Genomic DNA, 15667 nt, shown 5'->3' with positions numbered 1-15667 from the left:
CTCCCTGTGCCCTCGGCCGGACGTGCGCCGTCCTTTCCGCGCGCCCATCGGCGGCAGGTGCCGTTCGTCGGTTGGTCTGGATGGGCTGCCCTTGCCGCACGATCGGACCCGCGGCGCGCGTCGCCGCACGTCCCGCGCCGCCGGCCGCCGTTCCGGGCGGCCTCGCGTCGGCCATGATCGCACCAGCCTTCGGCCCGCATCCGCGCGCCGTGGCTGCCTATCCTGATGATGTCGCTGGCTGCGGCAGGCACTGCCCGCCGCACCGGTTCGTCCGGGCGCGCCTAGCGGGCGCGCACGCCTTTGTTCGCAAGCTGTCGCATGGCAGCTTCCTCCTCACGCCGGTCCGCTGCCCCGATGGCGACGGATCGCATTTCCATACTGACTGGTATAGAAATCGCCTCGCCGCGCGTCAACCGCCTTTTTATACCGGCCGGTATTTTTCGGCGCAACGCTCTTTTGCCCGGGCAAAACGATTTCTTCTCGCACCGTCCGGCGGGTGCCCGAGCAGCGACGGCAAGCGGGCCGTTTGCCATCCGTCGCGGCGGCGGCTAGACCGCATCTTGTTCAGGCGTTTCAGACGCCTGCGCGATTTGCCTGGCCTGGCGGAGACCTGCCCGATGCGTTGTGCCTTCCTTGCCGCTGCCGTTCTGCTCGCGTCCTGCGGATCGAACGAAAAGTCCGCCACGATGGGCGGCGCGACCTTCAAGTCGGACGAAAGCGCCGGTACCGCGTCGATCACCACCGCGAACGGCAGCATCCGGACGACAGAAGGCAAGGCGGCGGCGGCCGTGGCGATGCCCGCCTTCGCCCCGCTCTATCCGGGGGCGACGGTCGAAGGCGTCATCGAGGCCGACGCCGGCGGGCACAAGTCCCGGATGGTCACGCTCGCCACCACGGACCCGGTCGCGAAGGTCGCCGATTTCTACAAGGCCGCGCTGGCGAAACAGGGCTGGAACACGCCCCAGTCGCTGCTGACCGGCGACAGCGCGCTGCTCTCCGGCGAAAAGGACGGCAAGCAGGTGTCGATCGCGATCTCGCGACAGGACGACAAGACCAACGCCGTCCTCTCCGTTCCGAACGACTGAGCGCCGGCGGCCGGCGCTACAAGGGCCGGCCTAGCGCGCCGGCCACATCGCCAGGCTGGTCTGGACGAGCCGTTCGAGGTCGGCGCAACTCGTGCCCGCGCCGCCCTGCAACGCGATGCCCTGGATCAGCGCGATGATATAGGCGGTCAGCCCCTCCGGATCGGCACTTTCGGGCAGGTCGCCCTCGGCCTTCGCCCGTTCGAACCGCGCCACGATCGCGCGCTTGGCCGCCTCGCCGCGCTTCAGCACTTCCTCGCGGATCGATTCGGCCTCGGCGCCGCACGCGACCGAGTTGATCACCCCCATGCAGCCTCTGGGATCGCTGGTATCGCGCTGCCGCTCCAGCGCACCGCGCAGCAGCGCCTCGGCCACCCCGCGGGCGGTCGGCGCTTCCAGTGCGCGGCCGATATAGCACATCTTCTCGCGCTCATAGAGGTCGAGCGCCTTGCAGAACAGCGCCTCCTTGTTGCCGAATGCGGCATAGAGGCTCGGGCGCGTGATCCCCATCGCTTCGGTGAGGTCGGTCAGCGACGCGCCCTCATAGCCCTTGGTCCAAAAGACGCGCAGCGCGGCAGCGAGCGCCTCGTCGACATCGAATTCGCGGGGGCGGCCCTTGGTCGCGGCACAGGCACAGGCAGCGGGTTTCATAACGTTCGGTACATAAGCTCGTGGAACGCGAAAATCCACCCCATCCGGTGTTTCCCTCGGTTCGCCGCGTCCCGCATCAGCGCGCGGGCGCCAGCTTGGCCGACGCCAGGTGCCAGCGGCGCTGCTCGGCGCTCGCGCCGTCGACGTCGTTGACGCGCCGCACGACATATTCGCCGGTGAAGCGCTGGCGGCGGCCGTCGTCCTGCACCGCCTCGACAACCACCGGCACACGCTGGAACAGCGATCCCGCCGCCCCCTCGCCCATGGGCAGTCGCCCGATCGTCACCCGGGTCGCGCGCGTGTGTGCAAAGCCCGCGACGAACTGGTCGCGCGTCTGGCCCGGCGCACCGTTCTCGCCCCATTGGTCCCACGCGGTCCCGAAATCGCGCGCGTCGAGCGCTGCGTAATAGCGCGTCACCACCGCCGCCGCGGCGGCCGCGCTCGTCGGCGCGGGGGTGCATCCCTTCACCGGCGCGTCGTCGCCGGCGATCATCGCACAACTGCGCGCGATCTCGTCCTCGATCATCGCGCAGCTATTGGCCACATTGCACGGCGGATGCGTCGCGGGCGATACGTTGCGGCACAACGCCGCGCGCGCCGCGGCCGCCCGCGCGCCGATCGTCGCGGCACAACTGCGCGGGCCGGTGTCGGCGATCGCCGTCGCATCGGCGGCGGCCGGCCCGGTCGTGTTCGACGCGATCGCGTTCGCCCCGGCTGCCTCCGCCGCCGCCTCGCCGCGCGGGCGCGTGTCGGGCGCTTCGGGGATCGGTGCCGCCCGGTTCGCCGTCCCGCCGCTCTCGCCCATGACCGCGTTCGCCGAGCCGCCGCCGCCGCCACAGCCGGCGAGCAGGACCAACGGCGTCAGCAGCATCGCGGAACGGGCAAGTCGGCGGACCATGGGGCAGAATCTCCTTTGCGCCCGCCGCGCCGGATCGCGCAGGGGCCGTGCCCTGTTAACCGCTTTCCGGCGCGAAACGATCCCCTTTTCGCGCGCGCCCGACACGGCACGGCCGCCCCGCCCCCGTGGCGGGGAAACGGGACGGCCGCGACGCGGGGTGCCGCTCAGGCGGCGTCGACCAGCACGATCTCGCTGTCCTCGATCGCGGTGACGCGCAGCACCTCGACCTCGGCGATCGCGGCGCCGTCGCGGGCGTTGACGCGCACGCCGTCGATCTCGACCGCGCCGGTCGCGGGCACCAGATACGCCTTGCGATCGCGTCCCAGCGGATATTCGGCGCTCTCGCCGGCCTTCAGCGTCGCGCCCACCACCCGCGCATCGGTGCGGATCGGCAGCGCCTCGCCGTCCTCGGCATAGCCCGACGCCAGCGTCACGAAATGCCCCGACCGGTCGCCCTTGGGAAAGGGCTTGGCGCCCCAGCGCGGGGCCTCGCCGGTGCGGGTCGGCATGATCCAGATCTGGAAGATGCGCGTGATCCCCGGCTCCAGATTATATTCCGAATGGCGGATGCCGGTGCCCGCGCTCATCACCTGCACGTCGCCTGCCTCGGTGCGGCCCTTGTTGCCCAGGCTGTCCTGGTGCGTGATCGCGCCTTCGCGGACATAGGTGATGATCTCCATGTCGCGGTGCGGGTGCGGCGGAAAGCCGGTACCCGGCGCGATCGTGTCGTCGTTCCACACGCGCAGGTTGCCCCAGTGCATCCGCGCCGGATCGTGATAATCGGCGAACGAGAAATGATGCTTGGCATCGAGCCAGCCATGATTGGCGCCGCCCAGGCCGGCAAAGGGACGAAGTTCGATCATCGCGGGTCTCCATTGGTCGGGCGGGACCGCCGCCCGTTGCTGGACCGGGATTTAGGGCTTGCCTCCTTTTTCGATCAGGGGGATAATTTCGACCATGTTGTTCGATGAAATGGAATAGCGCGCGCCCCGCATGGCCAATCCCGGCACCCCCAGCTTCGACCAGTTGCGCATTTTCCTCGCCGTGGTCGATTGCGGCAGCTTCGCCGGCGCCGCCCGCCGGCTCAACCGCGCGGTGTCGGTCATCAGCTACGGCGTCGCCAATCTCGAGGCGCAGCTCGGCCTGACGCTGTTCGAACGCCAGGGGACGCGCAAGCCGCGGCTCACCGACGCCGGCCGCGCGGTCCTCGCAGAGGCGCGAACGGTCGCGCAGGGGATCGACGCGCTGCGCGCCACCGCGCGCGGGCTGCTCCAGGGGCTCGAGGCAGAGGTCGATCTGGCGGTCGACGTGATGTTTCCGGCCGACCGGCTCGGCCGGATCCTGCGCGATTTCGTTCAGGCCTTTCCGACCGTCCGCCTCCGCCTTCATGTCGAGGCGCTGGGCGCCGTCACCGCGATGGTGGTCGACGGCACCGCCGGCCTCGGTCTTTCCGGCCCGCTCTGGTCGGGGACGGCGGGGATCGAAAGCATCGCGGCGGGCGCGGTCGAGATGGTGCCCGTCGCCGCCCCCGACCATCCGCTCGCCCGGCTCGCGCCGATCCCGCCGGGCGCCGCGCGCGATCATATCCAGCTCGTCCTCACCGACCGCTCGCGCGCGACCGAGGGGCGCGATTTCGCGGTGCTCAGCCCGCGCACCTGGCGCCTGGCCGATCTCGGTGCCAAGCACGCGCTGCTGCGCGAAGGCATCGGCTGGGGGAACATGCCGCTCCCGATGGTCGCCGACGACCTGACGACGGGAACGCTCGTGCGGCTGGCGATGCCCGACCACCCGGGCGGCAGCTATCGCTTCGCCGCCATCTGGCGCCGCGACACGCCCCCCGGCCCCGCCACGCGCTGGCTGCTCGACCGCTTCATCGCCCACGGCCACACCCACGCCGCACCCGACGCGCTGCCGGAAATCTGAAGCGGCACCGCAGCCTCCCAGACCTCGCGTGCCAAGTCCTTTCGCCGTCACACCCTCGGAGAACGTTCCAGAGCAGCGGAATCATCATCCGCGTGTCGGCATCGGATCCCCGCGCATGGGGGACGACACGCGCCTTCGACGGCAACCCGGAAAATCGGGTCGGATCATCCCCGCGCGTGCGGGGAACACACCCAGCAGGTGACGGACTTGCCGGTTTTCGACGGTTCATCCCCGCGCACGCGGGGAACACCGGCCCGTGATGATCCCGAAGAACTTCTTCTTCGGTTCATCCCCGCGCACGCGGGGAACACACCCGCCCCTGCTTGTATTGGGTGCGCGGTCCCGATTCATCCCCGCGCGTGCGGGGAACACTCGACCTGAGAGTCGCCCTGCGGCGCGTTGAACGGTTCATCCCCGCGCGTGCGGGGAACACCTCGGCAGGATCGAGCAGCCCCGTTTCGGACGCGGTTCATCCCCGCGCGTGCGGGGAACACGCCGACGAGGTGCAGCGCTGGGACATCGAGCGCGGTTCATCCCCGCGCGTGCGGGGAACACCTGCGGCGTCGCATCGACGGCATCTCGCAGCGGAGGTTCATCCCCGCGCGTGCGGGGAACACGTTGTCGAGGAAGTGAAAGGTGGAAACATCCCCTGGTTCATCCCCGCGCGTGCGGGGAACACCGCCCGCTGCATCGCCTGATAGCCGGCCGTGCCGGTTCATCCCCGCGCGTGCGGGGAACACGAGGAACTGGCCGCGATCGCCGCCCAGGACGACGGTTCATCCCCGCGCGTGCGGGGAACACCAGGTTGCGACCCAGAAGGGCGTCGACCTGAACGGTTCATCCCCGCGCGTGCGGGGAACACCTCTTCTGCTCGAGCCCGGTCCGGACCGACTTCGGTTCATCCCCGCGCGTGCGGGGAACACGCCAGGTCGGGCGACGCCTGTTCCCCGCGCTTCGGTTCATCCCCGCGCGTGCGGGGAACACCTCCAACCACGCAGCATCGAAATCCGAAAAACCCGGTTCATCCCCGCGCGTGCGGGGAACACTCATGCCAATAACCATTTGGCCTACCACCGAAAATCACAATTTCAAAGAGCCACCAAAAATCCGGCCGTCAGATTACCGCCAATCCTTCCGGATGGAAACGCACCAGAGTCAGGCCGTCAAGGTCGATCGCCTCGCGCCGATTGGCGCCCACCGCCGCGAACGCGAAACCACTGTCGGTGGGGGCGCTCCACGCGATACAGGCAGACCCCTCGCCGATCAATTCGGCGACCTCGTGCCAGATCCGCTCCCGGACGCGCAGCGAATAGACGCCGACATAGGTGCCCGCCCGGATCTCCGCGAGCCACAGCGCCAGCCGGCCGCGCAGCCGGGGCGGCGCATTCTCAACCACGATGACCATCATCGCCCGATGTCTCCGTTGCGAACGAGGGCGGCTGCGCTTCGGGTGCGTCGTCGGGCGGGTCGATCCCGCTCGCCGCGAGGATCGACTGGATCGACGGGATGATCCGGTCGAGCAGGCGCGTCTTGCGGAACAGGTCGCGACAGGCGATCCGCACCGCGCGCTCGGCCTGCGCGGCGTCCAGCTTGCCCTTCGCGATCTTGGCCGCGACCGAAAATGCCGCCGGCACCACGGTCTCGAACTTGTAGATGTCGGCGATGTCATACACGAAGCTGAGCGGACGCCCGCGATGCAGGAAACCGATCGCCGGGGCATAGCCTGCGGCCAGGATCGCCGCCTCCGACAGGCCATAGAGGCACGCCGTGCCGGCGGAGAGGCAGCGATTGGGCAGGTCGGCCGCGCCCCAGTCGGCCTGTTCATAGCGACGGGCGACCCAGGACACGCCATATTGGCGCGCCATCCCCTGATACAGCGTGCGGACCCGCACGCCCTCGATCCCGCGCAGTTGGTCGACCGATCGGCGCTCGGGCGGCGCCTCGCCGAACCGCACGCGAAACATCTCGCGCACCACGTTGAGCCGCGCCGTGTCGTCGAGCGCACAGCGTGCCTGATAGAGCAACCGGTCGGCACGCGCACCGCCGGGCTGCCCGGCCGAATAGAGCCGCACCGCCCCCTCCCCCACCCAGACGAGCAGGCACCCCACCCGCGCCGCGAGCGCCACCGCCGCATGGGTGATCCGAATGCCGGGTTCCAGCATCAGGCAGGCCAGCCCGCCGACCGGGATCTGCACGCGCACGCCCTGCTGGTCGACGAGCACGAACGCGCCGTCGATCACATCGACCTGCCCATATTCCAGGAACAGGATCGACGCGCGATCCCGGACCGCGATCGGCCGAAGCGGAAGATGCGGTCCGCGTGCCATGGCTGCCTAGGCCGGCGCGATCAGCATCAGCCCATGGCCGAACGCCCGCGCGCGGCCGAAACCGTCCAGCAGCTTGGGCATCAGCCGCGCCGGATCGGTCACTTCGATCACGCCTTCCAGGTCAAGCACGCCAAGCTGCATGTCGCCGCCCCGATGCGGAATGCTGAGCGTTTCATAGCCCAGACACGCCGCCTCGCGCACGGCAAAGCCATGCGCCGTCCCTTGCCGGTCGAGCCACGCTCGCGACGCCGTCTGCTCGGCCGCCCGGCGAGCGACGGCGCGTTCTCCCGGCGGCAGCGCGTGAATCGCATCCATCACCACGTCGCGCCGATGCGGATCGCCATTGCGGCGGACGGTCGCGTTGACGCGCAGCGCAAAGCGCAGCCGGTCGCCGGCCGTCAGCGCGGGTGCAAAGGGCTTGGGCGGCTGCATCTCGAACAGGCGGTGATGATCCTCCGGCGGGCGGCGCGACAGCAGCAGGAACTGTCCCTCGCCCTCCTCGCGCCACAGAAAGTCGCGGCGTCGCTCGGCATCGTCGCCGAACAGCGTCCACAGCAACCGATGGCTGCTCGCCACACGCGCCGCGCCGTCACGCGGCAGCATGAACTGGATCAGCGCGCGAGCGCTCGGCGCACGGCTGATCCGCAGCCGGGTCAGATAGGCGGGCGCCGTCATTGCACCGGCTCCGGCATCTGCCCCGTCAGCACGCGGCGCTCGGCAAATTGCCAGCGCCCCCGATGGGCCGCGGCATCGCGCCGCGTCTCGATCCGCGGCGCGATCAGGCCGTGCGGAACCGCGACGTCCTGGTCGCAACTCACGCTGGCCGGGCGCCCCGATCGGGTCGGCGCCGTTTCCTTCGGGGCCCTACGCATCGCCAGTGCGGCCGCAAGTGTCGCCGCCTCGACGATCGCCGGCTGCAACGGCCAGCCGAGCGGGTGCGCCTTGCGCCCGGCATAGAGCGTGAACGCCGGCGTCCGCATCGCCTCGGCCAGCGCCGCCAGCGGCCAGCGCGCGTCCTCCCGCGCCCAGATCGCCACCGTATACGCCGCGTCGACGCGCATCTCGCGCCACGACAGGATCGTTTCCAGCCGATGCCGCCGCTCGCCGTGCCGGATCAGCGCGCGCCGCGTGTGCGGGCGGGCGCGCTTGATTTCGGGCTGCGCCAGCGTCTGCGCGCTGTGATAGTCGATGATCGACCGGCCCGGCGCATCGACGCGCACGGCGACGCCATAGCCGGTGTCGAGTGCATCATGCGCCGCCTGGTCCTCGCGATCGATGCCCAGCGCCGCCCCGACCAGGCCGAGCAGCGCCGAACGGCTGGGCCGGTCCCAGCTCGTCCGCCGCTCGCCCACCGCGATTTCGCCCCATGAGGCGATCGGGGCATAGAGCGTGGCCAGCAGGAAGGAGGTCATGCCGCCGGTACCTGGTCGCGGGCAAAGGCGATCACCGCGTCGAGCGATCCCGTCGCCTGCTCGCCGGTAAGGTCCATGCTGGCATGGGTCAGCCCCGCCGCACCATAACCGTCGTCGAACCGCGTCTTCAACGCGAGCAACGCCGTCACCGACGCGCCGGCGGGATCGTTCGCACGCTCGCCGATCGGCTCCAGGAACGCTGCGGCCAGCGTGCGCGGCTGCACCGGGCCGGCTTCGGCAAGCACGAACGACGCATAGGCGCGCGAGGCAAAGCTCGCCTGCTTGCCGCGCGGCGCCACCGTCGCGGCGGCCCGGATGAGCGCCTCGACCGCGTCGGCGGCAAGCGCGCGCTGCCCGCCCAGATTGGCGACCAGCAGGTCAAGATCGACGCAGATATAGAGGTAGAACAGCCCGGCGCCGAACTCCTGAACGCCGATGAACGACGTGCCTGCATCCTCGCGGCGATGGGCATCCTTCAGGTCGTCGACCGCGACGTAATAATCGTCCTCCACCGTCACGCGGTGCGTCGTGATGGCATGGGCGACCTGCACCGCCGCCTCGCGATTATACGCCGGATCGTCCGCCAGCATCCGGCCGAACATCGCCAGATCGGCGGCGCTGTCGGCGTGGACCAGCACATCCTCGGGCTCGATCGTCGCGATCGTGCCCGCCGCCAGTTGCTCGCCCAGCGCCAGCGCGCGTGCGTGCTCCTCGGGGGGAATGAACACCAGCTGTTCGGTATAGGTGGGGTTCGCGTCATTCTCCGGTTTCACCTTGCCGAACGCGGCCGCGACGGTCCGTGCGGCGGCCCGCGCCTTGTCCTCCGCGACGCCCTGTTCGAGCAGGTGCCGCTCGACCTCGGCGCCGATGCGCTGCGTGCGCTGACCGATCCGCTCGCCCAGCACCTGCGCGAACACATCGCTCGTCCGCCACGCGCGCTTCAGGCTCTGCGACGAGATGCGCAGGCGTTCGACGCCGCCGAAGATCGCCGTCTTGGGCCGGCCGCTATCGTCGCGATTGAGGTTCGCGGGCGGATAGGCGGTCAGCAGGTGAAGCTGCAGGAACTGGGTCATGCGGAAGTCCTTTCGGTCTCGGTCGTGTCGGTATCGGTCGAGGATGCGGCATCGGTGTCCGGCGCTTCGTGCGGCGCGGCATAATAATCGAAGGCCCAGCGACGGCGCCGCGCCTCGCGGCTGTCCTCTGCGGCCCAGTCGAGCATCACGGCCGCCAGTTCGCCGATATTGGCGGTGCCGCCCAGCAGGTGCACCAGCCGGACCAGCGCGCGCGGCAGTTCCTCGGGGCGCGAGCGGATCAGCCGCCGGAAACGTTGCGGCGCGAGCAGCGGCGGCTCGGCGGTCGCGGGGTCGGCGGGCGTCGTGCGATAACCCGCGGCGCGCATCAGCGGCTGAAAGCGCGAATCCTCCTTCACATGCGCCAGCACCACGGCAAGGCCCAGCGCCATCTCCAGCCGGTATTCCTGATCCAGCACGCCCAGCCGCTGCGCCAGTTCGATCGCGGCCGGCTCCAGCATCGCCTCGCGCCAATCCGCGGCGCGGCGCAACCGCGCGCGGGTCGCCCGCGCCGCGCTGGTATCGATTTGCGGGCGCAGGCGCTGTCGCCACCACCCGCGCACAACGGCATCGCGTTTCATGCCTTGCTCTCCTTGCTCTTGCGTGCCGGCTTGGCCGGCACCGGCATCCCCAGCGCGTTGAACAGCGCCGCGCCCGCCTTGCCCTGGCCGCGAAAGGCGCGAACCAGTCCCTGCCGAGCCGCGACCTGGCGGTACGCGTCGGCCACGTCCAGCGCGCACTGGTCGGCGTGGAAGTCGAAGACGCGCAGCGTCTCGCGTCCCAGTTCGTCGACGAAGCGCACGCGATCGACCGGCCCGGCATCGACGATGAACAGCGGATCGTCGATCTTCAGCCGCGCCGCCGCGTCGATGCGGCGGTAAAAGGGCTCGCTCGTCGCCGACCACAGCGCCGCCTTGAGATGGCTGAAATCCCCCCGCGCGTCCTCGCGCCGGCGGAACTGCACCGCCTGCACCGCGCCGACCAGCAGATTGGCGGCGATCCGGGCCGCGTCCGCCATCTGCTCCGCCGCCAGCGTGATGCTGCCGGCCACGTCCGGCCCCATTCCGCCCGCGGGCCAGGCGGGCAGCACCGCCTCGACCCAGCCCCGCGCCTTCATATTGTCCATGTCATAACCAAAGGCGCGCACCGCGAACCGGCCGCCACCGCCCAGGAAATCGGCATGGTCGTCGCGATAGCGCTGGACACACGCCGCCACGCGCTTGTCGCGCGCCATCACCAGTCCGGCCCAGTCCTTCCATCCCAGCCCGTCGGGCTGCGGATGGATCGGCAGCCACAGTTCCTTGCTCCGGTAATGCGGCGACAGCGGATGGATCCACAGCCCGGAGCCATAGTTCACCCCGAAGTTGAGCGTCCGCCACGCCGGAACCATCACCGTATCGGCCTGGCCCGTCAGCCCGCACACCCCCTCGCCGTCGCGAAAGACCAGCCGGATCCGGCGCGGCATCCCGAACAGCGCCTGGAACGGGTGCGCGCGCTGCGGCGTGACCTCCGACCCCTTGTCGCGCGAAACCTGCGTCGGCGCGAGCCACGGCCAGATCTGCGCCGCCGTCGCGCGCCCTTCGTCGCTGTTCCAGTCGGCGGGCAACGATCTCGTGCCGTCCGCCAGCAACAGGTTGGCATGGATCAGCGCCCATAACGGCGCCTCCAGCCCGGCATCGGCGCCCCCACCGTCGGCGCGCGGGTCGACCAGCGTCGTCAGCGGCCCGCCGCCGCGCAGCGAGGTGCGGTGGCCCTGCCCGCCCGACGGCGCATAGCTTTGCAGCGTCAGTAGCGCGGCGGCGGCCGCCGCCCGGCCCATCGCGGCGATCCGGCCGCGTTTGACGAACAGGTCCTTGTTGAGCTTCTGCGTGTTCTCGCCCGCGGCGTCGATCAGCAGATTCTCGATCGGCAGCTCCGCCTGCTTGTCGAAATCCGCCGCCGCATGATCCTGGAGGAAACGCGGCCCGTCGCCGTCGAGCCGAAACGCGTCGGGCAAGGCCATCAGCGCAGCCCGCAACGCATCGGGGGCGGGCGGACAGGCGGCGAGGTCGTCCCATGCCGTTTCGGACTGCACCGCGAGCGCCACCGAAAACAGCCCGATCAGAAACTCGAGCGTCGCCCCGTTGAAGTCCGGTCGCGGCCAGCCGAGCGCAACGATCGGATCGTTGTGGTGAATGGCGGCAACCGCATCGGGCGGCAGCCATTCGACGGCCCCCGAACGGCGCCGAAACGGAATCCACGGCGCAACACGAAGATCATAGGACATCGGCCACCCCCAAGGCGCAGTCCCGTTCACTCAAGCTTCCGGGAAAGACGCCAGACATCGTCGTCGGAACCACAGGCGCCGACTCCGCAAATTTCCAAAAGAACGACTGGCGGGGTTTCGAACCCGCATTACGCAACAACTCAGCCCGGCACGCCATCTGGCGCAAAGGCTAATTTACGGCTGCAACCCACCGTCTGAGCGTTGTAGCACTCATAATCTTTTCTTACTGGGCCGGGAAATTTCAGAGAAAACATATCTTGTCAACAGGGATGCGCAAATCCGCTGAGGATAGCTTCAATGAAGCTGAATATAGCGCTACTGACTTATGAATTACCGCGACGCGGTCCATACTGGACCGAAACGACGCTATTCGGGAGCACATAGGCACCCGAATTATCTGCAAACAACGCTAACTATGCGCTTGTGGGGAACGCTCCTGAGGGGAACTCCACTGACGGTCCATCCCACGCTCAATGGGAGAGCCACGACTATGCCTCCGCCGCGATTTTGAAAAGCCCGAGCTCGGCGCCGTACCCAAGCCGCACTTCCCCCGCCCCCGGTCGCGACAATGCGCCTTCCCATCGGCCGCCGCCCGATTCGGACAGCACGCAAACCGGAATGTCGCGCTCGAAACGCCCCCAGCGCGCGACGATCGGCGTCAGCTCGCCCGCGATCCCCGCCGGGCTCTGCGCGTCGCGCGGCGCAACCCGGTTCCCCACCGCAACCTCGGACAGGGCCCAGGCGCGCCGCGCATCACCCATGCCGCCGCCCTCGGCCTCGGCCCAGGGCACGATCCGCCCCGCGGCATCGCGCCGCGCGAGCCGCAGCCTCAGGCGCGGTTCGGCATTGCGCGTCATCACCCGCAATTCGTCCTCGAACGGCTGATCGACCGTATAGCCCTGCTCCAGCCGCAACAGGTGCGTCTGCGCCACCGCAGCGGTTCCGCGCGCGGCGCCCTCGGCGCGCAGCACCGCCGCCCGCAGGCCTTCGGGGCAGGCGTCCTCGCCCAGCACCGCTTCCACCATCGCCCGCACCGCATCGGGCACCACCAGCGCGCCGCGCCGATCGATCTCGCGCGCGGTGCGCCACAACACGCCATGGTCGCGATAGACCGCGCCGGTCCCCTTCCAATGGGGCGCCAGCCACGCCGCGCCGGCATCCGCGCGCGCGGCCGGCGACAGCACCAGCATCGCCTCGCCCGCCCCGGCCGGGCGGCGGCGTTCGGGATGGCGCCGCATCCGCCCGGCGCGTTGCAGCAACAGGTCGATCGGTGCCAGATCGCTCGCCAACTGGTCGAAATCGACGTCGAGGCTCTGCTCCAGAACCTGCGTCGCGATCACCAGCCCGCCCGCCCGGTCGGCGGCGGCCGCGCGCCGACCGAACCGCGCCGCCACCGCCGCCTCGATCCGCTGGCGATCCCATTGGGTGAAGCGGGCATGGAACAGCACCGGCGCCAGCCCGCGTGCCCGCGCCATCTCGGCGGCGGCCACGGCATCGTCGACGGTATTGCGCACCCACGCCGCGCACCCGCCCGCCGCCAGCGTCGCTTCCAGCCGGTCCAGCACCGCCTCGGGACTCTCGACCCGCGTCACCGGCGTGCGCCGCGCCGACCAGGGCGCCGGGGCGATCGCATCGGCGCGCGCACCGCCGTCGTCGGCGACGGTGGCAAGCGGATAGCGCGTTTCGGGCACGCCGCCTTCGGTCGTCGACACCGCGCCCTGCCAGCCCGCGATCAGCGCCCGCCGCTGGGCGTTGGTCAGCGTCGCCGACAACAGGATCGCCGAACCGCCCTGCGCCGCGTGAAAGGCCAGCAGGTTGCGCAACTCCTCGGTGACATAGGCGTCATGGGCGTGCACCTCGTCGACGATCAGCACCTTGTCGGCCAGCCCCAGCAGGCGCACGGTGTTGAACCGCGACGGCAGCACCGCCAGCACCGCCTGGTCGATCGTCCCCGCGCCCACGTCCGCCAGCAGGCTCAACCGCCGGTCGTCGGCCAGAAACGCGGCGCAGGCGGCGGATGCGGGCATCGCGTCGGCGTCCCCGTCCGGCCCCGTCTCGTCCGCGCCCCAATCGGTCACGCTCGCCCGGAATGCGGGGTGCAGCCCCGCCTGGCCATGCGCCAGCGCCAGGCTCGCGCGCGGCCCGTCGGGGTCGAACAGCCCGGCCAGCATCTCGGCCTGGCGCGCATACATCGCGTTGGCGGTGGCCATGGTCGGCATCGCCCACCACAGCCCGCCTGCCCGCCCGGCCGCGAGCAGGCGATACGCCAGCACATGCGCCGCCTCGGTCTTCCCAGCGCCGGTCACGTCCTCCAGCAGGAACAGCGCCGGCCCCGCCGGGATCGGCACCTCCAGCGCCCAGCGCTGCAACGGCGTCGGCGCGTCGGGCCGCCGGATCAGCGTCGCGAAATCGGCCGCCACGCGGTGCGACGGCGCGACCAGCCCCGCCTCGCGCACCGCCCGTTCGGCCTGCGCCTGCGCCTTGTCCCAGTAACCGGGCGCGGCCATGTCGGCCGGCGCATAGGGAAACCAGCGCTGCGACGATCCCAGCCAGTCGGCCAGCGTCACCAGCCCCGCAACCCAGTGGCTGGCCCGGCGCGCCGCCTCGCGCGACAGCGGCGCCGCCGCCACCGGCTCGGGCAGCAACAGCGCGAACAGGCTGTCGCGACAGCGCGCCGCCGCCGCCAGCCCCGGCCCGAAACAGCGCAACAGCGGCGCCCGGCTCGCCGCCACCGGCGCGCCGTGGTGGCACAGGCTGGCCGCCAGCAACGGCGACAACCCCCGCGCGCCCTGCCCCGGCGGCTCCGGCTGCCCCGGCGGCGCGGACGGATCGGCCCAGATCCGCTGCACGACCCCCGGCTCGGACAGCCAGCGCGTCCACAGCGCCATGCCGTCGGCATCGTGGCGGGTCGGCGGAACGAGGCGCGGATCGACATCGCTTTCGCGCCACAGCGCGGGCACCTTCGACTGGAACGGGCGCGCGAACTTGCCCAGATCATGGTTCGCCGCCAGCCAGACCAGCAAGTCCCCCGCCTGCGCCGGCGCCATGCCCAGCAGCCGCCCCAGATGCGCCGCGATCACCGGCCGCACGCGCAACAACGCCGCCGCCGTCGCCGCCACGTCCAGCATATGCCAGGCCAGCGGGTGAAAATCGGCGGCGGAATAATGCGGATCGGGCTGCGCCTTGCCCCAGTAATCGCCGATCCAGTCCCCTGCGTCCTGCGCCATGCGCCCTGCCCCCTCGCATCGACAAGGGGCACGCCCCGGCGCACCCAAGTCAAGCACCCATCGCAAATCATCCCCGCGCACGCGGGGAACACTTGCCGTCGAAATCGGGAGCTGCCTCGTTGGTCGGTTCATCCCCGCACACGCGGGGAACACTCGACCGCGAGCACGAAGTCGCCGGGGACGCGCGGTTCATCCCCGCACACGCGGGGAACACGCGAAATTACCCGTCCACCCCGACAGCGCCTTCGGTTCATCCCCGCGCACGCGGGGAACACTTGTCTACGGCGGTGGCGAAATCGCCGAACGTCGGTTCATCCCCGCGCACGCGGGGAACACATCTCCGCATCGAACCGCTGCTGGGCCGCATACGGTTCATCCCCGCGCACGCGGGGAACACATCCAGCTCAAGCGCAACCTGCTTGTCCGCGACGGTTCATCCCCGCGCACGCGGGGAACACTGGCGTCTTGTCGGTCGATGGCTGGCGGGTGGCGGTTCATCCCCGCGCACGCGGGGAACACAGTATTCAGCACCGTCTGCGCGGCGATCTCCCCGGTTCATCCCCGCGCACGCGGGGAACACATGAACCAGCCATCGCACATCGCGGCCACCTGCGGTTCATCCCCGCGCACGCGGGGAACACGATCTGCGTGACGCGCGTTTCGGAAATCACGCCGGTTCATCCCCGCGCACGCGGGGAACACAGCGCGCCGGTCGCACCATTGAACCCAAGCACCGGTTCATCCCCGCGCACGCGGGGAACACACGCGCGGGAAGATCATGCCGCGCGGAACCGTCGGTTCATCCCCGCGC

13 protein-coding genes and 2 CRISPR repeat arrays (1 of these 15 only partly in view) are annotated in these 15667 nt (G+C 70.4%); of the genes, 2 read left to right on the top strand and 11 right to left on the bottom strand.

Going from position 1 to position 15667, the window contains the following annotated elements; genetic code table 11:
• The first annotated feature begins 173 nt into the window (after positions 1-173).
• A complete protein-coding gene (locus ACT3CF_RS06780; RefSeq protein WP_478421445.1) occupies positions 174-1085 on the top strand; it encodes a hypothetical protein in 912 nt (303 codons plus the stop codon).
• A gap of 30 nt (positions 1086-1115) precedes the next feature.
• Here ACT3CF_RS06780 and ACT3CF_RS06775 read toward each other — a convergent pair whose 3' ends face one another.
• The 3 genes from ACT3CF_RS06775 to ACT3CF_RS06765 all read right to left on the bottom strand — a co-directional run bounded on the left by ACT3CF_RS06775 (position 1116) and on the right by ACT3CF_RS06765 (position 3494).
• A complete protein-coding gene (locus tag ACT3CF_RS06775; RefSeq protein WP_478421444.1) occupies positions 1116-1733 on the bottom strand; it encodes a TetR/AcrR family transcriptional regulator in 618 nt (205 codons plus the stop codon).
• A gap of 76 nt (positions 1734-1809) precedes the next feature.
• Complete coding sequence (locus tag ACT3CF_RS06770; protein ID WP_478421442.1) at positions 1810-2631, bottom strand: hypothetical protein; 822 nt, start codon at positions 2629-2631, stop codon at positions 1810-1812.
• 164 nt (positions 2632-2795) lie between these two features.
• On the bottom strand, positions 2796-3494 hold the full coding sequence (locus tag ACT3CF_RS06765) for a pirin family protein (RefSeq protein WP_478421441.1): 699 nt from the start codon (positions 3492-3494) through the stop codon (positions 2796-2798).
• A gap of 130 nt (positions 3495-3624) precedes the next feature.
• On the opposite strand from ACT3CF_RS06765, the gene ACT3CF_RS06760 reads away from it, so the two are divergent.
• The gene (locus ACT3CF_RS06760) at positions 3625-4554 is read left to right on the top strand and encodes a LysR family transcriptional regulator (protein WP_478421440.1); all 930 of its coding nucleotides are present in this window, start codon (positions 3625-3627) and stop codon (positions 4552-4554) included.
• Positions 4555-4714: 160 nt separating this feature from the next.
• A CRISPR array of direct repeats spans positions 4715-5600; the repeat unit is 29 nt; unit sequence CGGTTCATCCCCGCGCACGCGGGGAACAC.
• Between the two features lie 68 nt (positions 5601-5668).
• Here ACT3CF_RS06760 and cas2e read toward each other — a convergent pair.
• The 8 genes from cas2e to cas3 form a co-directional block, all read right to left on the bottom strand.
• Positions 5669-5959, bottom strand: a complete 291-nt coding sequence (cas2e, locus tag ACT3CF_RS06755) for a type I-E CRISPR-associated endoribonuclease Cas2e (protein ID WP_478421438.1) — start codon at positions 5957-5959, stop codon at positions 5669-5671.
• Positions 5943-6881, bottom strand: a complete 939-nt coding sequence (gene cas1e, locus ACT3CF_RS06750; RefSeq protein ID WP_478421436.1) for a type I-E CRISPR-associated endonuclease Cas1e — start codon at positions 6879-6881, stop codon at positions 5943-5945. Before cas1e ends, cas2e begins: the two co-directional genes overlap by 17 nt.
• 6 nt (positions 6882-6887) lie before the next feature.
• Positions 6888-7556 carry a type I-E CRISPR-associated protein Cas6/Cse3/CasE gene (cas6e, locus tag ACT3CF_RS06745; protein ID WP_478421435.1) on the bottom strand — a complete coding sequence of 223 codons (669 nt, stop codon included), beginning with the start codon at positions 7554-7556 and terminating at the stop codon, positions 6888-6890.
• Positions 7553-8293 (bottom strand): type I-E CRISPR-associated protein Cas5/CasD, encoded by a 741-nt coding sequence (cas5e, locus tag ACT3CF_RS06740; RefSeq protein WP_478421434.1) that lies wholly within the window; start codon positions 8291-8293, stop codon positions 7553-7555. Before cas5e ends, cas6e begins: the two co-directional genes overlap by 4 nt.
• Positions 8290-9366, bottom strand: coding sequence for a type I-E CRISPR-associated protein Cas7/Cse4/CasC (cas7e, locus tag ACT3CF_RS06735; RefSeq protein WP_478421433.1), 1077 nt, complete (start codon positions 9364-9366; stop codon positions 8290-8292). Before cas7e ends, cas5e begins: the two co-directional genes overlap by 4 nt.
• Positions 9363-9944: a type I-E CRISPR-associated protein Cse2/CasB gene (gene casB / locus ACT3CF_RS06730; RefSeq protein ID WP_478421431.1), complete on the bottom strand. Its 582-nt coding sequence runs from the start codon at positions 9942-9944 to the stop codon at positions 9363-9365. Before casB ends, cas7e begins: the two co-directional genes overlap by 4 nt.
• Entirely contained in the window at positions 9941-11629 is a 1689-nt protein-coding gene (casA, locus tag ACT3CF_RS06725; protein ID WP_478421429.1) for a type I-E CRISPR-associated protein Cse1/CasA, read from the bottom strand. The genes casB and casA overlap by 4 nt, the downstream gene beginning before the upstream one ends.
• Before the next feature lie 488 nt (positions 11630-12117).
• On the bottom strand, positions 12118-14856 hold the full coding sequence (gene cas3 / locus ACT3CF_RS06720; RefSeq protein WP_478421427.1) for a CRISPR-associated helicase Cas3': 2739 nt from the start codon (positions 14854-14856) through the stop codon (positions 12118-12120).
• Positions 14857-14919: 63 nt separating this feature from the next.
• Positions 14920-15667: direct repeats of the CRISPR family, unit length 29 nt; unit sequence CGGTTCATCCCCGCGCACGCGGGGAACAC; it runs 196 nt beyond the window's last position.

The organism is Sphingomonas chlorellae (assembly GCF_056485145.1).
Note: the sequence above shows the minus strand (reverse complement) of the source record. Positions and strands in the feature narration are given on the sequence as shown.